The 17,801-nt window shown below is 59.7% G+C and carries 15 protein-coding genes and 1 pseudogene; 7 read left to right on the top strand and 9 right to left on the bottom strand.

The window, feature by feature from the left end:
* Positions 1-5 precede the first annotated feature (5 nt).
* On the bottom strand, positions 6-1,325 hold the full coding sequence (locus tag TK42_RS25560; protein WP_177464540.1) for a Na+/H+ antiporter family protein: 1,320 nt from the start codon (positions 1,323-1,325) through the stop codon (positions 6-8).
* Positions 1,326-1,561: 236 nt separating this feature from the next.
* Here TK42_RS25560 and TK42_RS27470 point away from each other — a divergent pair.
* Both TK42_RS27470 and TK42_RS27465 read left to right on the top strand, forming a co-directional pair.
* Positions 1,562-2,851 (top strand): annotated as a pseudogene (locus TK42_RS27470) (HAMP domain-containing protein); the annotation flags it as partial.
* Between the two features lie 102 nt (positions 2,852-2,953).
* Complete coding sequence (locus TK42_RS27465; protein ID WP_371920298.1) at positions 2,954-3,709, top strand: methyl-accepting chemotaxis protein; 756 nt, start codon at positions 2,954-2,956, stop codon at positions 3,707-3,709.
* A 128-nt stretch (positions 3,710-3,837) separates the two neighbouring features.
* Here the strand turns inward: TK42_RS27465 and TK42_RS25550 are convergent, their stop codons facing one another.
* The 4 genes from TK42_RS25550 to TK42_RS25535 are packed head-to-tail and all read right to left on the bottom strand — an operon-like array spanning position 3,838 to position 6,429.
* Positions 3,838-5,151, bottom strand: a complete 1,314-nt coding sequence (locus TK42_RS25550; RefSeq protein WP_032876820.1) for a sensor histidine kinase — start codon at positions 5,149-5,151, stop codon at positions 3,838-3,840.
* Positions 5,148-5,816, bottom strand: coding sequence for a response regulator transcription factor (locus tag TK42_RS25545; RefSeq protein WP_005786867.1), 669 nt, complete (start codon positions 5,814-5,816; stop codon positions 5,148-5,150). The genes TK42_RS25550 and TK42_RS25545 overlap by 4 nt, the downstream gene beginning before the upstream one ends.
* Positions 5,816-6,127: a PepSY domain-containing protein gene (locus TK42_RS25540; RefSeq protein ID WP_078820847.1), complete on the bottom strand. Its 312-nt coding sequence runs from the start codon at positions 6,125-6,127 to the stop codon at positions 5,816-5,818. The genes TK42_RS25545 and TK42_RS25540 overlap by 1 nt, the downstream gene beginning before the upstream one ends.
* Positions 6,127-6,429 carry a PepSY domain-containing protein gene (locus tag TK42_RS25535; RefSeq protein WP_005786863.1) on the bottom strand — a complete coding sequence of 101 codons (303 nt, stop codon included), beginning with the start codon at positions 6,427-6,429 and terminating at the stop codon, positions 6,127-6,129. Before TK42_RS25535 ends, TK42_RS25540 begins: the two co-directional genes overlap by 1 nt.
* A 159-nt stretch (positions 6,430-6,588) precedes the next feature.
* On the opposite strand from TK42_RS25535, the gene TK42_RS25530 reads away from it, so the two are divergent.
* From TK42_RS25530 to codA, 5 genes are all read left to right on the top strand, one after another.
* Complete coding sequence (locus TK42_RS25530; RefSeq protein ID WP_103735435.1) at positions 6,589-7,668, top strand: hypothetical protein; 1,080 nt, start codon at positions 6,589-6,591, stop codon at positions 7,666-7,668.
* A 96-nt stretch (positions 7,669-7,764) separates the two neighbouring features.
* On the top strand, positions 7,765-8,121 hold the full coding sequence (gene queD, locus TK42_RS25525; protein ID WP_003190259.1) for a 6-carboxytetrahydropterin synthase QueD: 357 nt from the start codon (positions 7,765-7,767) through the stop codon (positions 8,119-8,121).
* Between the two features lie 63 nt (positions 8,122-8,184).
* Positions 8,185-8,808, top strand: coding sequence for an NUDIX hydrolase (locus tag TK42_RS25520; RefSeq protein WP_078820845.1), 624 nt, complete (start codon positions 8,185-8,187; stop codon positions 8,806-8,808).
* A gap of 148 nt (positions 8,809-8,956) precedes the next feature.
* A complete protein-coding gene (codB, locus tag TK42_RS25515; RefSeq protein WP_078820844.1) occupies positions 8,957-10,225 on the top strand; it encodes a cytosine permease in 1,269 nt (422 codons plus the stop codon).
* Positions 10,226-10,275: 50 nt separating this feature from the next.
* Complete coding sequence (gene codA / locus TK42_RS25510; RefSeq protein ID WP_032876831.1) at positions 10,276-11,511, top strand: cytosine deaminase; 1,236 nt, start codon at positions 10,276-10,278, stop codon at positions 11,509-11,511.
* A gap of 8 nt (positions 11,512-11,519) precedes the next feature.
* Here codA and TK42_RS25505 read toward each other — a convergent pair whose 3' ends face one another.
* The 4 genes from TK42_RS25505 to tssI are packed head-to-tail and all read right to left on the bottom strand — an operon-like array spanning position 11,520 to position 17,302.
* Positions 11,520-13,670 carry a lipase family protein gene (locus TK42_RS25505; protein WP_103735434.1) on the bottom strand — a complete coding sequence of 717 codons (2,151 nt, stop codon included), beginning with the start codon at positions 13,668-13,670 and terminating at the stop codon, positions 11,520-11,522.
* A 14-nt stretch (positions 13,671-13,684) separates the two neighbouring features.
* Entirely contained in the window at positions 13,685-14,446 is a 762-nt protein-coding gene (locus TK42_RS25500) for a hypothetical protein (protein ID WP_248130148.1), read from the bottom strand.
* Between the two features lie 4 nt (positions 14,447-14,450).
* Positions 14,451-15,287, bottom strand: a complete 837-nt coding sequence (locus tag TK42_RS25495) for a DUF4123 domain-containing protein (RefSeq protein ID WP_078820839.1) — start codon at positions 15,285-15,287, stop codon at positions 14,451-14,453.
* Entirely contained in the window at positions 15,287-17,302 is a 2,016-nt protein-coding gene (tssI, locus tag TK42_RS25490) for a type VI secretion system tip protein TssI/VgrG (RefSeq protein ID WP_103735433.1), read from the bottom strand. Before tssI ends, TK42_RS25495 begins: the two co-directional genes overlap by 1 nt.
* Between the last annotated feature and the right edge of the window lie 499 nt (positions 17,303-17,801).

Here is a 17,801-nt window from a genome sequence, read left to right as displayed (position 1 = left end):
TTGCGTCAGAGCGTCATCGCAGCCAGCCAGCCAAACGCCAGCAACGGGATGTTGTAGTGCAGGAAGGTCGGCACCACGGTGTCCCAGATATGGTGGTGCTGACCGTCGATATTCAGGCCGGAGGTGGGGCCGAGGGTGGAGTCCGAGGCGGGCGAGCCGGCATCGCCCAATGCACCGGCGGTGCCGACGATGCACACGATGGCCAACGGGCTGAAGCCCAGTTGTACGCACAGCGGCACGAAAATCGCGGCAAGGATCGGCACCGTGGAAAACGACGAGCCGATGCCCATGGTGACCAACAGCCCCACCAACAACATCAGCAACGCCCCTACCCCGCGGCTATGACCGATAAACGCCGCCGAGGCTTCCACCAGTGAGCGTACGTCACCGGTGGCCTTGAGCACTTCGGCAAAGCCCGACGAGGCGATCATGATGAAGCCGATCATCGCCATCATCTTCATGCCTTCGGTGAACAGGTCATCGGTGTCGCTCCAGCGCACGATGCCCGACACCGAGAAGATCAGGAACCCGGCCAGGGCGCCTATGATCATCGAGTCCAGCCACAACTGGATGATAAACGCCGAGGCGATCGCCAGGCCGGCCACCAGCAGGGTCAGAGGGTTGTACTGCACCGCCACTTGCTCGACACGCTCGATTTTCTTCAGATCGTACACGCGCTTTTTGCGGTAGCTGATCAGCACCGCCACCAGCAGGCCGACCACCATGCCCAGTGCCGGCAGGCCCATGGCATGAGTGACGTTGACCTGGCTGATATCCACGCCGCTCTTGGCCACGTTGGCCAACAGGATCTGGTTGAGGAAGATATTGCCGAAGCCCACCGGCAGGAACATGTACGGCGTGATCAGGCCGAAGGTCATCACGCAGGCAATCAGGCGGCGGTCCAGTTGCAGCTTGGTCAGCACGTACAAGAGCGGCGGTACCAGCAACGGAATGAACGCAATATGGATCGGCAGGATGTTCTGCGAGGCAATCGCCACCACCCACAACAGGCCGATCAACAGCCATTTGACATGGCTGCCGCCGCTGGCTTCCTGGCGGTCCACCAGCAGCAAGGCTTTGTCTGCCAGCGCATGGGCCAGGCCGGACTTGGCAATGGCCACCGCGAAAGCGCCCAGTAGTGCGTAAGACAAGGCGACGGTTGCACCACCGCCCAGACCGCCGTTGAAGGCTTTGAGCGTGGCGTCGATCCCCAGGCCACCGGTCAAGCCGCCCACCAGGGCACCAACGATGATGGCGATGACCACATGCACGCGGGACAGGCTGAGCACGAGCATGGTGCCGACCGCGGCGATGACTGCGTTAATCATGGTTACCTCAAGCAAAAACATAAAAGACAGGCATGCCCGCGCACGGCCCATGGGAACAGCTGCCGGCGTGCAGGCTTGAAAGAGGTCTTATTAGAGGGCGCGCACTTTGCAGCAGGCAGGCGCTCATGTCAAAAAACGACGCCGCTTTGAGGTTTAAATGGGGCGTTTGAATAAAGAACCACGGGCGCCGGCCGATAAACTGTTTCCATGTGCTTTCAGGTAAGGATGTCCCGATGTCGCTCAGGCAGCTCTCCATTCAATGGAAAATCACCCTGCTGGCGGGCCTGTGCCTGCTTGGGATCGTGACCCTGCTGGTGGGTCTGTCGCTGTATCGCATGGCGCAGAGCTCGGAGCAGGTCAAGGCGTCCAGCATGAAGATGCTCGACGAAGCCGCCCAGGCGCGCATTGAGGCCCAAGGTGAAGTGCAGGCGCTGGGCATTCGCCAGCAGTTCATGGATGCCTACCAATACGGCCATGGGTTTTCCCGCCAGGTACTGTTTTTGCGCGAACAGGCGGAGAAACGCTTTCTCGATGCCTTCGACACCCGTGAAGACCTGACCCGCCAGGTCAAGGCCGCCTTACAGGCCAACCCCGACCTGCTGGGTTTGTCCCTGGTATTCGAAGCCAATGCGCTGGATGGCAAAGACGAGCTATTCGCCAACCAGGCGGAACTGGGCAGTAATGACAAAGGCCGGTTCGCCCTGTATTGGTCGCAACCAACGCCGGGCAAGATCACCTCAATGGCGCTGCCTGAAAGCGACATGACCGACACCTCCATTAGCCCAAGCGGTGAAAAAGCCAACGCCTGGTTCACCTGCCCGCGCACGACCCTCAAGCCGTGTGTGATCGAACCCTATTTCTATGTGATCGACGGCCAGAACGTGCTGATGACCAGCATCGTGTTCCCGCTGATGGTCAATGGCAAAGTCATTGCGTCACTGTCGGTGGACATCAACCTCAACAGCTTGCAGGCCGTGAGCCAACAGGCCAGCCAGAAGCTGTACGACGGCCAGACCCAAGTCAGCATCCTCAGCCCCACCGGCTTGCTGGCCGGCTACAGCCCGGATGCCAGCAAACTCAGCCAGCGCCTGGAGCAGGTCGACACCGCCAGCGGTGCGCAGTTGGTCAGTGCCTTGGCCGACAGCACCCAGACCCACAGCCTGCGCACCGACCAGCAACTCAAGGTGCTGGCGCCGTTTGCGCCGATCCCAGGGGGCAAGTCGTGGGGCGTATTGCTGGATGTACCGGGAAAAGTTCTGGTAGCCCCCGCCGAGGCGCTGAAAACCCAGCTGGACGCTGACAATGCCAAGGGCACCCTGCTGGAACTGGGCCTGGGCCTGCTGGCCGCTGTGGTTGGCTTGGTGCTGGTGTGGCTGATGGCGCGCAGTGTGACTCGGCCGATCCTTGGCGTGGCGCATATGCTCGAAGACATCGCCAGCGGCGAAGGCGACCTGACCCGGCGCCTGGCTTACAGCAAACAGGACGAACTGGGCCAATTGGCTGGCTGGTTCAACCGTTTCCTCGACAAGCTGCAACCGATCATTGCCGAGGTAAAGCGCTCGGTGCAGGACGCCCGCGGCACCGCCGACCAGTCCGCCGAGATTGCTACGCAGACCAGTGCCGGCATGGAACAGCAGTATCGCCAGGTGGATCAGGTGGCCACCGCGTCCCATGAAATGAGTGCCACCGCCCAGGACGTCGCCCGCAGTGCCGCTCAGGCGGCCCAAGCTGCGAAGGATGCCGACCAGGCGACGCGCGAAGGCTTGACCGTCATAGACCGCACCACCGCCAACATTGGTGACCTGGCCGCCGATATGAGCACCGCCATGACCCAGGTGGAAGGCTTGGCCGCTAACAGCGAGAAGATCGGCTCGGTGCTCGAAGTGATTCGTGGCATCGCCGAGCAGACCAACCTGTTGGCGCTTAACGCCGCTATCGAAGCCGCCCGTGCCGGCGAGGCCGGGCGAGGTTTTGCGGTGGTCGCTGACGAAGTGCGCAACCTGGCACGACGCACCCAGGAGTCGGTGGAAGAAACCCGCCTGGTGATCGAACAATTGCAAAACGGTACTACCGACGTGGTCAGCTCCATGGGCAACAGCTATCGCCAGGCCCAAGGCAGCGTCGAACAAGTCGGCCAGGCCGTCACGGCCTTGCGCCAGATTGGCGACGCCGTCACGGTGATCAGCGACATGAACCTGCAAATCGCCAGCGCCGCCGAAGAGCAAAGCGCGGTGGCCGAAGAGATCAACAACAACGTGGCGACCATTCGCGATGTAACCGAGTCGCTGTCGGAACAGGCCAATGAATCGGCGCGGGTCAGCCAGGCGTTGAACAGCCTGGCCAACCAGCAGCAGGGGTTGATGGATCAGTTTCGGGTCTGAATGCAGCCAGGCTTTTCTGTGGGAGCCGGGCTTGCCCGCGATGCAACACCTCGGTATTTCAGGCAAACCGAGTCGATGCTATCGCAGGCAAGCCAGCTCCCACATTTTTGAACTGGGGTGGGTCAGTGCTAGCGGCGTGGTAGCTCGATCAATACCTTGAGCCCACCCAGCTCACTTTCCTGCAACTGCAACACCCCGCCCCACACCTCAACGATGTCCCGCACGATCCCCAATCCCAGGCCATGGCCGACCCTCTGCTCATCCAGGCGTGCGCCGCGACTGAATACCTGGTCGCGCTGGGCCTGAGGAATGCCCGGACCGTCGTCCTCCACCGCTAACACGTAGCCCCGGGGCGTCTCGCTGACGCTCAAGCGCACCTCGGCATCCGCCCACTTGCAGGCGTTGTCCAACAGGTTGCCCAGCAGTTCCAACAGGTCTTCACGGTCCCAGGGCAAATGCAGACCCGGCGCGACATGATAGGCGAGGTCCAAGTGCTCACCATGGATCATGCGCAGGGTGGCCAACAAACCGGGTAGTTCTTTTTCACAGTCAAACAGTGCACCCGGCAGCGCATCGCCCGCCAGGCGGGCACGGTTAAGCTCGCGATTGAGGCGCTGCTGCACCTGTTCCAGCTGCTCGCGCAACAACTGGCTCAACTGCGGATGATCCTTGAGCGCATCACTGGAGGCTGCGCTCAACAGCACCGCCATAGGGGTTTTCAGCGCATGGCCCAGGTTGCCGAGGGCATTGCGTGAGCGCTTGAGGCTGTCTTCAGTGTGGGCCAGCAAATGGTTGATTTGCGCTACCAGCGGTTCCAGTTCCTGCGGCACCTGAGTGTCGAGTTGGGAGCGCTGGCCTTGCTGCAGTTGGGCGATCTGGTTGCGCGCCGTCTCCAGCGGGCGCAAGGCGCGACGCACGGTGACCCGTTGCAGCACCAGCACCAGCAGCAGCGCCACCACCCCCACCACCAGGCCCACCTGACGCATCAGGCGAAAGCTTTCCCGCACGGGTGTGTAGTCCTGCGCCACGCTGATGGAAATCAACTTGCCAAAGCGCTTGTAGTCCGAGCGCAACACCAACAACTGCTGACCTTCCGGGCCCAATTGCAGGTTGCCCTTGAGCCCCGCCTCCGGGAGCCTGGGCAGCTCCTGATCCCACAGTGAACGGGAGCGCCAATGGACATCGGCAAAGTCGATACGAAAATAATGCCCGGAGAACGGCCGCTGATAAGCCGGCGACAGGCGCTGTTCATCCAACTGGACGCCGTTGGGCCCGCGCACCAGCGCCACCAGCAGGTTCTCGCTGTCGTTGCGCAAGCCCGCCTCCAGGTAGCGCTGCAAGCCTGCTTCGAACAGCAAGAGGCTGGTCTGCGCCAGTACCACGCCGACGATCACCATCACGCTGATCAACCCCAGGCTCAGGCGCCGCTGGATCGACTTCATGCCGGGGTGGCGCCAAATCGGTAGCCCTGGCCGCGCCGGGTTTCGATGACGCTGCGCCCCAGTTTGCGGCGCAGATGGTTGACATGGACCTCCAGTACATTGGAGTCACGCTCGGTCTCGCCGTCATATAAATGCTCGGCCAGATGGCTTTTGGACAGAATCTGTTCGGGGTGCAGCATGAAATAGCGCAGCAAGCGAAACTCGGCGGCCGTCAGTTGGATCTCGGCGCCATCGCGCAGTACACACTGGCGACCTTCATCCAGATGCAGGCCGGCGGCTTGCAGCGTTGGCTGGTTGGCTTGGCCGTGGGAGCGGCGTAACAGCGCCTGGATGCGCAGGTACAGTTCTTCGGGGTGAAAGGGTTTGCTCAGGTAATCATCGGCTCCGGCCTTGAGCCCTTCGATACGCTCGGCCCAGGAATCGCGGGCGGTGAGGATCAGTACCGGGATGGCCAGCGCGGCGGCGCGCCATTGCGCCAGCACCTCAAGCCCGGGCAAGCCAGGCAGGCCAAGGTCGAGGATGATCAGGTCATACGGCTCGCTGCGCCCTTGATACACGGCGTCGCGGCCATCGGCCAGCCAGTCGACCGCATAGCCCTGGCGCTGCAGGCCGGCCAGCAGTTCGTCGGCCAGGGGTACGTTGTCTTCCACCAGAAGCAGGCGCATCAGTCTTCCTCATCTTTGATCAACACACCATTGGTCGCGTCCAGCTTGATCTCGCGTACCACGCCTTCGGTAGTCACCAATTCCACTTCATAGGCGTATTGCCCGTGTTTCTTTTCCAGCTCGGCCTCCAGCAGCCGCGAGCCGGGATAACGCGCCATGGCTTGGTGCAGCAGCTGTTCCAGCGGCAGAATCACGCCCTGCTGGCGCAGGGCCAGGGCTTCATCCTGGTTGAGGTCGCGGGCCGCCAGGCTGGAGCAAAAAATCATGAGCAACAGCGCCACTCGACTGCCGACGCGTAAATTTACCTTCATTACGTATCCTGATGATTCTTGAGAACCTGCCCGGTGAGCGCGTTCAATTCAACGTCCCATTCAATGCCGTCGGCATCTTGCAGCTCCACTTCGTAGACGTACTTGCCGTATTCCTCATCCAGGTCGGTGTCCAGTAGCGTCGAACCGGGGTGAAGGGCCAGGGCCGTGGCTTCCAATTGATCGAAAGCGACAATAGTAACAGTGGCGGGCACGATCAGTGGCTTGTCAGGGTCCGCCGCGGCGGCCTGGGTCGCCGTAACGATGATGATAGCGGCGGCGCCCAGAACAGTGAGGCGCTTCATGATAAGTCTCCGTTACATGATGTTTTCCTACGCCGGTCACGGTACCTGTCGCAACTTAACTGAAACTGAATTGCCACCATGGCAATTTCCAAGCGGACCGTTTTCCCCACTGCCAGCGAGATTTTCTATAATGCTCCGCTTGCCTCAACAGAGACCGGTATGACTGCCATCCACATCAAGTTCCCTGCCTTGACCCTCAAGGCAGGCAAACGCGCGTTCAGCCGTATTCGCGAGCAGGGACTTGCGCCTGCCGACGTGGGCATCCTCCCCGGTGCGGCCGGTGGCCCCAAGGCACTGGGTATCCAGGGGCTGGACTTGGCGCTGTTCGGTGACTGGTTGCCGCGCGCACCAAGGGAACGCGCGCTGATCGGCGCCTCCATTGGTTCGTGGCGGTTTGCCAGCGCCTGCCTGCCCGACCCGGTGCAGGGCTTGCTGGACCTGGGCCGCTTGTATAACGAGCAGCACTTTGCCAAGGGCGTGACCATGGCCGAAGTCAGTCAGAGCTGCCAACGGATGCTCGATGACCTGCTGGCTGGCCGTGATGCGCGGGTGCTGGACAACCCTGACTACCGGCTGAACATCATGGTGGTCAAGAGCCACGGGCTGCTTGCCGATGACCACCGTGGCCGGCTGGGGCTGGGCTTGTCGTCGGTAATTGCCGATAACCTGCGGGGCCGCGCCCGGCTGTCGCGGCATTTCGAGCGGCTGATCATCCACGACCCGCGCCAGGCGCCGCCGGTACATCCGCTCAAGGACTTTGCCTCGCGCTTCATCGACCTGGAACTGGGCAACCTGCGCCAGGCGCTACTGGCATCCGGCTCAATCCCCATGGTCATGCAAGGCGTGCGCGACCTGCCCGGCGCCGGGGCCGGCACCTACCGCGACGGCGGCCTGCTGGACTACCACCTCGACCTGCCCTATCACGGCGATGACATCGTGCTGTACCCGCACTTCACCGACCGAGTCATCCCCGGCTGGTTTGATAAGGGCCTGCCGTGGCGACGCAGCAACCCGCAAGGCTTGCAGGATGTATTGTTGCTGGCGCCATCCAGGGACTATCTGGCCCGCCTGCCCCACGGCAAACTGCCAGACCGCAGTGACTTCAAGCGCTTTATGGGCGACGACCTGAGCCGCAACAAATATTGGCAAACCGCGATGAGCGAGAGCCGGCGGCTGGGGGATGAGTTCCTGGCATTGGCAGATAACGGTAAATTGGGCGAACACTTGCAAGCCCTTTGACCCCATGGGGCCTGCTGGCGAGGGGCGGTATGCGCAAGGGTTGATCAAACTGTTAAACTCGCCGCCTGCCAGACACCTGACCGAGCTGAAAACACTGTGGAAATCTTCAAGGAATTTACATTCGAATCCGCCCACCGCCTGCCCCACGTACCGGAAGGCCATAAATGCGGGCGCCTGCATGGGCATTCGTTCAAGGTGGCCATCCACCTGAGCGGCGACCTGGATCCCCATACCGGCTGGATTCGCGACTTCTCGGAGATCAAGGCGATTTTCAAGCCGCTCTATGAGCGCCTCGACCACAACTACCTCAATGACATCCCCGGCCTGGAAAACCCCACCAGCGAAGTGCTGGCCAAGTGGATCTGGAATGAATTGAAACCTCTGCTGCCGGAGCTCAGTGCAATCCGCATCCATGAGACTTGCACCAGCGGCTGCATCTATCGCGGCGAGTAAGCGGTAGCGTGTCGAAAACCATCTACGGGTGGTTTTTTTTGGAAATGCCTACAGGAGAACGTGATGGAAAACACCTGGCTGGCCCACGCCAAGCGCTTGCAGGCACTGGCTTCCACGGGACTGCATTTCTGCACCGATGATTTCGAGCGCGAACGTCTGGAAGAAATTGCCCTGATCGCCCACACCATGCTGGCGCAATTGGGCAACGTGCCGCTGGAGCGTATCAACGGCCTAGTCTCGGATTTTGCCCAGAGATATTCGACGCCAATGATCGATGTACGCGGTGCAGTGATCGAAGGTGAGCGGATTTTGCTGGTACGGGAGTCGACGGATGGCTGCTGGGCATTACCGGGTGGTTATGCCGACATCGGTTTGTCGGCGGCCGAGAACATTGTCAAGGAAATCCGCGAAGAAGCCGGGCTGACGGTCACCGCAAGGACGTTATACAGCGTGACGCACAAAGCCAAGGGCTTGTACCGACCGGATGTGAGGGATTTCTACAAGTTGTACTTCCTGTGTGACCGGGTGGACCAACTCGCGCCCATGGCAGGTTTTGAAACCACCGAAGTCGGTTTTTTCACACTGGATGATCTGCCGCCCCTGTCTCGCGGGCGCACGATTGAAAGTGATCTTGAGGCGGCCTTTGCGTTTCATCGGGGTGAGACCACGCAGACGCTGTTCGACTGAGCCAGTTTGGCTCACCGCTGCACTGCTTCTGCACCGGATTGGGCTGGGTAACTTGAAGGGGCTTGCTTGCGCTAGCTGATATCTACCCGCCTCTGCGTTGGCACGCACGATGCAAACGAGCTGCGTCACTACTCAGGGAGCAGCCCCCATGACGCAGCAACCACCTGGCAACGATTACCCCCTCAGCGAAGTCCCCCTGCATGCGCGCAAAGGCCTTGCGTCCACGGCCATGGTGTTGCTAGGTTTTACCTTTTTTACCGCAACCATGTTTGCCGGCGGCAAGCTGGGGGTGGCGTTCAGTTTCATCGACATGCTCGGCGTCGTGGCCCTGGGTAACCTGTTGTTGGGTATCTATGCCGCAGGCCTGGGTTACATCGCGTTCAAGAGTGGCCTGAATTCGGTGTTGATGGGGCGTTTCTGTTTTGGCGAAGTGGGCAGCAAGCTCAGCGACTTGATCCTCGGTTTTACCCAGATCGGCTGGTATGCCTGGGGCACTGCCACGGCGGCCGTAGTATTGGGCAAGTATTTCCAGCTGAGCCCAGGCAGTGTGCTGGGGTTGATGATGGTGTTTGGCTTATTGTTCTGCGCCACCGCCTATGTGGGGTATCGCGGGCTGGAAATCCTGTCCTGGATCGCAGTGCCTGCAATGGGGTTATTGTTGATCCTGTCGATGTGGGTCGCCACGGTGAAGGTCGGCGGGCTACCGGGGCTGCTGGCGGTGGTGCCGACCGCAGAGCTGGACTTGTCCACGGCGATTACCCTGGTGTTCGGCACCTTCGTCAGCGGTGCGACCCAGGCCACCAACTGGACGCGGTTTTCGCGCTCGGCCAAGGTCGCGGTGCTGGCCAGCCTGATCGGCTTTTTTATCGGCAATGGCCTGATGGTGCTGATCGGCGCCTATGGCGCCATCGTCTATCAGCAACCGGATGTGGTAGAGGTTTTACTGCTGCAAGGTTTCGCCATGGCCGCGATGGCGATGTTGCTGCTCAATATCTGGAGCACCCAGGACAACACCATCTACAACTTCGCCGTCGCCGGTTGCAACCTGCTGCGCACCCAGCGCCGCAAAACGGTGACCCTGGCCGGTGCAGTAATCGGCACCCTGCTCGCCTTGCTTGGCATGTACGACCTGCTGGTGCCGTACCTGATCCTGCTGGGCACCGTGATCCCGCCCATTGGCGGGGTGATCATGGCGGACTTCTTCTATCGTTATGGCGGCCAATACCCGCGCCTGGCGGATGCTCGCCTGCCGGCATTCAACTGGCCGGGTCTGGTAGCGTATGGGGTGGGTACCGTACTGGCGTTCAATTCACCATGGGTCGCGCCGCTGGTGGGAATTGTTGCCGCATCGCTGACCTACGTGTTGCTCAGCGCCATACTACGCATCATGACCGCCGGGGCATCGATATCGCCTTGAGGATCCGGCGGCTGCCTGCCTGATTGTTTTTAGCCAAGAGGAACTTGACCATGCACATCATCAATGCCCGCCTGCGCAACCGTGAAGGCTTGCATGATCTGCACCTGGAACACGGCCGGATCGCCAGTATTACTGCGCAAACCAGCGTTCCCACGCTCGCGGCCGGCGATCTGGACGCCGCCGGCAACCTGGTGATACCGCCTTTCGTCGAACCCCACATCCACCTTGATGCCACGCTCACTGCCGGCGAACCGCGCTGGAACATGAGCGGTACGCTGTTCGAGGGGATCGAGTGCTGGGGGGAACGCAAGGCCACCATTACCCAGGAAGACACCAAGGCCCGGGCCAAAAAAACCATCCAGGCCCTCGCCGCCCACGGTATCCAGCATGTGCGCACGCATGTCGACGTCACCGACCCGGACCTCACCGCGCTCAAAGCCATGCTGCAAGTGCGTGAAGAAAGCACGCACCTGATCGACCTGCAAATTGTTGCGTTCCCCCAGGAGGGCATCGAGTCGTTCCGCAATGGCCGCGAGTTGATGGAGGAAGCCATTCGCCTGGGCGCCGACGTAATCGGCGGCATCCCCCACTTCGAATACACCCGCGATCAAGGGGTCAGTTCGGTGAAGTTCCTCATGGACCTGGCCGAACGCACCGGTTGCCTGGTGGACGTGCATTGTGACGAAACCGATGACCCTCACTCACGCTTTCTCGAAGTACTTGCCGAAGAAGCCCGCAGCCGCGACATGGGCACCCGCGTCACCGCCAGCCACACCACGGCCATGGGCTCCTACGACAACGCGTACTGCGCCAAACTGTTTCGCCTGCTGGGGCATTCCGGCATCAGCTTTGTGTCTTGCCCCACCGAAAGCATCCACCTGCAAGGCCGCTTCGACAGCTTCCCGAAACGCCGCGGCGTCACCCGTGTCAACGAGTTGCTCGAAGCCGGCATGAACGTGTGTTTCGGCCAGGACTCCATCGTCGACCCCTGGTACCCGCTGGGTAATGGCAACATCCTGCGCGTGCTGGAAGCCGGCCTGCACATCTGCCATATGCTCGGCTACCGCAACCTGCAAAGCGCGCTGGACCTGGTCACCGACAACAGTGCCAAGGCCATGGCCCTGGGTGACCGCTACGGTCTGGAAGCCGGCCGCCCTGCCAACCTGCTGATCCTGTCGGCCGACAGCGACTACGAAGTCATTCGTAGCCAGGGCCTGCCGCTGTACTCGATCCGCAATGGCAAGGTGCTGATGAAGCGGCAACCGGCACAGGTGGAGTTTATGTAACCCGGTGGCTAGACGATGGAGTCGATATCCAGTGTTTGCGCCCTTGCCAGATCATCGTGGGAAGGCGGTGGGATGCTGGCAAATTGAGCAGGCTCGCGATTCTCACGGTGGCTGAACCAGCGTTTGAGGCTGGCGTGCAGGTGCGCAGCCCCCGCATGACTGCCGTAGACATCGCGGGCTTGAAGGCGACGCCAGCGCAGGCTGGCCAGACGCTCACGGCTGGTGTGCAAACGGTCGATCTCGGCGTTCAAGGCATCGTTGGTTTCATGGCTGCGATCATTGGCAGGGCGTAGACGGGCGAGGTCACGCCGTTTGGCCCGCAGTTGCGCGCGCATGTCCTCAAGAGCCTGGTCGAGCAGCTCAAACTCCCTTGGAGTCACCAAGGGGCCTTGGCTATCCAGGGTTTGTTGCCAGCGCCGCAATGTAGCCCAGGCCGCAGGGATGTAGCTGGTGGTCATGAAGTGTTGACCGGCCTGAAAAAGCTGCCTCAATAGATTGTCGCGGTCGGGCATGTCGCCCTGCAGTTGCAATGCGCGATTACAACCCGCCTCTTCGATGGACTCACAGCCCGGCTTCCATAACACCGAAGAATGGGTGCCATCCGGGAGCGTGATCGGCATGAAGTGATGTTGTTCACCATGATGTTGATAGGGGTTGCCCCCCATGCGCACCAACCCGGCGGCGAACAACAGGCCACCGGGTACAGGAGTACTGAATAAGGTGATGGCACCGGGTATCCAGAGTTTGGCGGTGGTGTTCATCCACGGGGCGGGGACACTAGGCACGGGGTCGTTGTGATTGACGATGCGGTGGTGGACCAGTGATGAAGCGCCGGCAGTGAATTCGGAGTCAGCGGCACGGGGCGCCCCATAGGTGTAAAGGAGGATGTTGTAGTGGGCGTCCGGCGTTCGGCGCAGTCCTTCGGCCAACAGCAATGCAATGGCGCCGCCGAGGCTGTGGCCGCAAATTACAATGCGTTGGCCGGTGTGAAACTGATCAAGGTATCGCAATACGAAATCACGCATAGCCCGGTAGGCTTGATAAAATCCGTCATGCACTTTTCCAACGCCTTCGGCAAACGCTACCTGATGGGCGTCTGCGTCACGTAGCACATCGGCACGGCTGACGGTTCCTCGCACAGCGATCAGGATTACCTCATCGTGGTGAGTGATGAAAGCCTGGGTGTCGGTGCCGAATTTTTCGTCATCGAAAAAGTGCAAGCGCGCAGGGTGCTCCTGTTCTTCCTTCAGTTCCGGTCGGTTTTGGGGATACAACTCAGGATCGAATGGCAGGATTTCGAAACGGCTGGAATAAGGGACCTCTTCATAGAGCGGATAAAAACGCTGCACTTGCTTCGGGTCAATTCGCCAGGCTTCGTGATACAACGAAAGCTGTTCAGCGAATAAATTTCCAACGCTTGGATCCAGCGGAAACCGGACTTCATGCAAAGGCCTTTCTGAGGGTTCCTGCCCAAAATCGCAATAACTCAACGCGGCAAACAATGCGAGCTGGTACAGGTTCAGGGCACTGAATCTGTCTTCAATACATAGCATTGGGCGCAACGCCCGTAGTGGTCGTACTTCGAGGACAGTGTGGTTGTTGGGGAACAGTACGATACCTGACAACGTTGGCTCGGGTGGGCCGAATCCAAGGTCGGCCATCATTTTCAGTACATGACGTTTGGGACTATGGGCACGAGGCGTTATCGCAGGTAAGTGGGCAACATGGCGTACTAGATCCCTGACTTCGACTTGGTAGAATTGGTTGGCTTGTTGTTGTGCAGGATTAGCCTCAACGCGACGCCCATCGGCCATAGCAAATCCAGTCTGCTCAGCACGAACTTGAAGCTCGGTAACTGGAAGCTGATAGGTCGGTCGCATCATTAACCGACGATATGGCTGCCCTGCTCCTGAATACAGGTCATCAAAAACAAGGATGACGGGGCCGCTATTAATATTTTCCAGCTTGGCAAAGCCTTCTCCATTCAATCTACCCTTGTACTGCTGTCCTACACTGTCGCGGACGGTATATGGCAGGCCGCCATACGTCGCGCCAACCCCGAGCTCATCGACCAGGCAAAAGCTGACCCAGTGCCCTCGCAATGAACAAGCTGGCGCACTGTCGCTGAAAAAGGATCGCTTCCTTGCGTCCAAATACATGGCTTAACTCCTTATCACTCACACGTTGGATAAATATTGCAGATGCGGCCATCCGGCATTTTTATTGGCTTGAAATCGGTGTTATTGCCATTGCAGTAAGCATCCAGATCGGCAAAATCTATACCCTTGCAGCGTTTCCACCCTCCTGGAACAGCGACCCAGTTATCGCCAAAAGCGGGGCGTTCCTCATCAGTCATCTTTAGCATCACCCTGAGGGTTCTCCCCCGCAGTTGATCGCGCTGTGCAGTTCCACCAACGCGTGTTGTCTGCAACTGTCCTAGCGAATTAACCGAACGGCACTGGAGGATTTTCCTGATTGCATGAAAGGGACCTACTGTCCGAAACAACCATTGACACTGACCTGATAGCTCCTTCACTCCTTTCTCCTGCATCCCAGGTATATCCAGATGATCGCTAATAGAGATATAGGCATCATCCCCCCCCACATCTGTATCCCGCGCGCCCCACTTCGCATAAAAACCAAACTCCACACTGCGCAGTACCAACGGGCAACCCTCTACCGTTTCAGCCAGCGGCAGTTCATAGCTAATCCTGCTCGCTACCGGTTTGTATTCCGTGAAAAAGACTTTTCGCTCTGGTCTCTTACCTCGACGCCTGGGTAAAACGCAGCGTTCACCCGTCGCAGGTCGGTAATTGGCAGCAGTTTTAAGTTCAAACTGGGCCGGCAAATCCACCTCCAATGTAAAACTATCCACCACCCGCCCCGCGCACCCCGGAATCCCCGCGCCCCCAAGAACAAGCAACACCGCTGCCATCCACCTACTCACCGTTTCCCACCTCCCTGTGCCACTGCTCCACGACCCGGTCAAAATGCACTTCAGGTGTTTCCCCAGCCCGAGGCGGCCAATGAATAACGCTGCTTCGGATCGTCTCTTCCAACCGGCGCACCACCAGGAACGCCAACTGCTCGGGGCTGCGCCATTGCCAGGTCCGCGCCTGTTCCAGTATTTGGCTGAGCCAGACCTTGGGGTCCTGGAATTCGACCAATGCCGCCAGGTCCTCACTGTGCTCCGCGAGCAGATAACGCAGGATATTGGCGTGCAGGATGGCTTCGGCCTGTGGGTTTGGCGTATCCAGCCAGGGCGCTGGATCCGGTGCCGAATAATCGCCCGGAGCAGGGTTTTCGCTTTGGTGCCAGCGCCCTTCATGCCAATAGCACACGCTGACCAGCGGCCCGAGATAGACCGGCCAGTGCTCCTTTGATAGATGGAGCAAGGCGCGGGCCAGGGTGCGGTTGTCGTGAATACGATAGAGCGCCCGCTGCCCCGTCGGCCCCACCAGCAGCCTGTCGCGCCAATGTCGCGTTGCACCCGCCAAGTCGGCAGCGGATAGGCTAAAGAGCCATCCCCAGTTCGACTCGGGATGTTGCAGCAGGTCGATCAGTGCAGGCTCATTCATTTGTTCCAGCAATAGGATCAGCGGGCCAGAACTCGCCAACTGCGCCGCATCGGTCTCGCTGTAGAGCTTGCAATAACGCGACAGGTCGCGCCCTGCCAGCAGCGGTTGGCTAGCCTCATGACTCCCCTCAAGCATCAGGCACAGGTGGTAGCCTTGTTGCTGTTGTCGGGCCATCCATCGAGTGACCAGGCTGTCCATCAAGCTGCCCTCCCCGCAATATCGCACTGACCTTCGCGGCAGCATTCGCACAGGGGGCAAAAGTCCGCCCCCAGTTTTTTAGCCAAATCCATGATGACGCCTTGCGCTGCAGAAACTTGCGCGCGGGCAACTGGCGGGGGCGTTACCGAGCGCGTTGCGGACGGTGAACCGCCCAGGATGATGGGCCGGCTGCTGAAAATACCTCCGGCCTGAATCAGCAGGTGCTCTCCGCCAGCCTTCAGGCTCAGTTGCGCACCCGCATCAATCACCAGGTTGGCACCAGCCTTGAGATGAACCTGTTGCCCGGCTTCGATCACCAGGGTCTGAGCAACACGGGTCAGGCTATCGCCCTGTACGTCGAGGTGGTCATGCGCCTCGAGCACGACCTTGCGAGCACCGAGAATATGGCGACGCTCCTCACTCTCCAACCGAACCGTACTGGTTCCCCGAATGACTTCATGCCGTTCCCCTGCCACTTCCAGGCGGCTGTCATGCCCCACCCGTTGTTCCAGGTCACGCTGGGCGCGCAGGTAGATGAGCTCTTCGCCACTGCGGTCTTCCAGATGCAGCTCATTGCCACCGCTACCGCCTGGGGAGCTGCGGCTGCGCAGTACCGTGCGTGTCTTGTGCTGTGGCAAGGGGTAAGCCGGCAAGTGCGACGCATTGGGCAGGCAGCCGTTGACCAAAGGTTGGTCCGGGTCGCCTTCCAGGAAGCTCACCAGCACTTCCATGCCTACCCGGGGAATGACCAGCGCGCCAAATCCGTCACCGGCCCAGCCCGACGCCACCCGCAGCCAACAGCTGCTCGTATCGTCGTTTTTGTCCAGGCGATCCCAATGAAAGCGCACCTTCACCCGGCCATAGGCATCGCAATGCACGTCCTCTCCAACGGGCCCGGTTACCGTTGCGGTCTGGCTGCTACTGATCGTCGGCTTGGGGTGCTTGAGGGCCGGGCGATGCACTGCGCGCCAGGGGGTTGCAGTGAATCGGTTGCGATAGCCCTGAAACCCGCCGGCCTCGAATGCCGACTCTTCCAACACCTGCGGCTGGTAGCCCTCATGACGCACCGACGTCAGCAACCATAAGTCATTGCACGCTGGATCCGGGTGACCGCACAGTTCAAGAAAGTGACCACTGCGTAACGCGGGTTGATCGCTTTTGCCCAACACCCGATGGCGATCACGCTGATGGCGCTCCAGGCCACGCCGCGCCAGTTGCGCCCCCCGGGCACGGCCGGTGAAACCACCGGGGCATTCATAGTCTTCCCATGGTTCTGCCGTTTTGGCACCGGCCTGTTCTTGCAGGCAAAACGAAGGATGCTCAAAGTCATAGTCTCGACGCACGGTTCGCTGACTGCGTGTTTGCAAACGCCGATCGAAGCGCTGGACAACCCGGGTCTCGAGCGCCGGATCGCCCGACGAGCAATAACGCTGCACCGCCAGCCGTCGAAATACCGTCTGGTCGTCACCGAATACCAGCAGATGGTTATCCACGCTGTGGCGAAAATGGTAGTGAATACCCTCCTCTTCACACAGCCGCTGGATAAAGTGCAGGTCGGATTCCCTGTACTGCACGCAAAACACCCGCGGTGGATACACCACCGGTCCAAGCTCGAAGGCATAGGCGTCGGCAAGGATCCCGTGGTGTTCAAGGACCGTTGCAATGATCTGCGGCACGCTGCGTTGCTGGAATATCCGCTGGTCGCGACGATGGGCAAGGCAGGCCAGGCGCGGGGCGAGGGTCAGGTGATAACGGGTGAGCCGCACGCCAGGGTCACCTCGACCGATGGCGTAGACCTGCCCATGCAGCCCCTGCTCCGCTTCGCCAAAGTCCAGATAGGCGGGTTGATGAAGCAGCGCCTCCAAATCGAAGGAAGGGTCTTCGCTGACCAGTTGCACATGTATGAAGTAAGGCTGATCGAGGGCTTCAGTGCCTTTGAATGCCACTACCTGAAAGTCTGTAGTTATGCCTGAAAGAACTAATTTGAAACGTGACGAAACAAACGCGTTAACCATCCTTTGTTACCCGCCATCAACTTTTCAACTGAACGACTCTCCCTCGCCAATACCGGGTGGATTGCGAAAAAAAGCACCTGAACAGACTAAAGCTTAGCGATTTCCCGCGCTTTTCGGCGCTTACCCAATAAAAAAGAAGTTTCGTACATCGAAGATGGAAGTGTCGCTTATAAAGCAAGACATACAGCCAATAAGACATCTAAGAACAACAAGAAAATTCTTACGCGATTTTATATCTGAATAACCAAGTTCCGAAGAAACAGCTGACATCTGCCCACCAACGTTATCGGACAGGGGAAGCGTATTACAGAACCTCCAACCTGTGGGAGGTGGTCTGGAAGGTGGTAATCCGTCGCAAGAAACCTGGGGTTCAGCCACCCTCACGAGGATTACACACCTTCCAGACCACCGCCTACAGGCTCGATCACTCCTGTGTGGTTATCAGCCACCAAAGCGTTCCGGCTTTGTAAAAATAATTTTCTCGATCCGTATTTTTGAT

This window comes from Pseudomonas sp. GZJR-8 (assembly GCF_002916705.1).
Classification (GTDB): domain Bacteria; phylum Pseudomonadota; class Gammaproteobacteria; order Pseudomonadales; family Pseudomonadaceae; genus Aquipseudomonas; species Aquipseudomonas synxantha_A.
The sequence above is the reverse complement of the archived record's forward strand: the minus strand, read 5'-3'. Positions and strand labels throughout refer to the sequence as shown.

Excerpts from the sequence above, each read along its gene's own strand:
- TK42_RS25550 (WP_032876820.1), bottom strand. The coding sequence starts at position 5,151 with ATGAAGTCGATCCAGCGGCGCCTGAGCCTGGGGTTGATCAGCGTGATG.
- TK42_RS27465 (WP_371920298.1), top strand. The coding sequence starts at position 2,954 with ATGGAACAGCAGTATCGCCAGGTGGATCAGGTGGCCACCGCGTCCCAT.
- TK42_RS25520 (WP_078820845.1), top strand. The coding sequence starts at position 8,185 with ATGGAAAACACCTGGCTGGCCCACGCCAAGCGCTTGCAGGCACTGGCT.
- TK42_RS25495 (WP_078820839.1), bottom strand. The coding sequence starts at position 15,287 with ATGGACAGCCTGGTCACTCGATGGATGGCCCGACAACAGCAACAAGGC.
- TK42_RS25540 (WP_078820847.1), bottom strand. The coding sequence starts at position 6,127 with ATGAAGGTAAATTTACGCGTCGGCAGTCGAGTGGCGCTGTTGCTCATG.
- codA (WP_032876831.1), top strand. The coding sequence starts at position 10,276 with ATGCACATCATCAATGCCCGCCTGCGCAACCGTGAAGGCTTGCATGAT.
- TK42_RS25505 (WP_103735434.1), bottom strand. The coding sequence starts at position 13,670 with ATGTATTTGGACGCAAGGAAGCGATCCTTTTTCAGCGACAGTGCGCCA.
- TK42_RS25545 (WP_005786867.1), bottom strand. The coding sequence starts at position 5,816 with ATGCGCCTGCTTCTGGTGGAAGACAACGTACCCCTGGCCGACGAACTG.
- TK42_RS25530 (WP_103735435.1), top strand. The coding sequence starts at position 6,589 with ATGACTGCCATCCACATCAAGTTCCCTGCCTTGACCCTCAAGGCAGGC.
- codB (WP_078820844.1), top strand. The coding sequence starts at position 8,957 with ATGACGCAGCAACCACCTGGCAACGATTACCCCCTCAGCGAAGTCCCC.
- TK42_RS25535 (WP_005786863.1), bottom strand. The coding sequence starts at position 6,429 with ATGAAGCGCCTCACTGTTCTGGGCGCCGCCGCTATCATCATCGTTACG.
- tssI (WP_103735433.1), bottom strand. The coding sequence starts at position 17,302 with ATGGTTAACGCGTTTGTTTCGTCACGTTTCAAATTAGTTCTTTCAGGC.
- TK42_RS25500 (WP_248130148.1), bottom strand. The coding sequence starts at position 14,446 with ATGGCAGCGGTGTTGCTTGTTCTTGGGGGCGCGGGGATTCCGGGGTGC.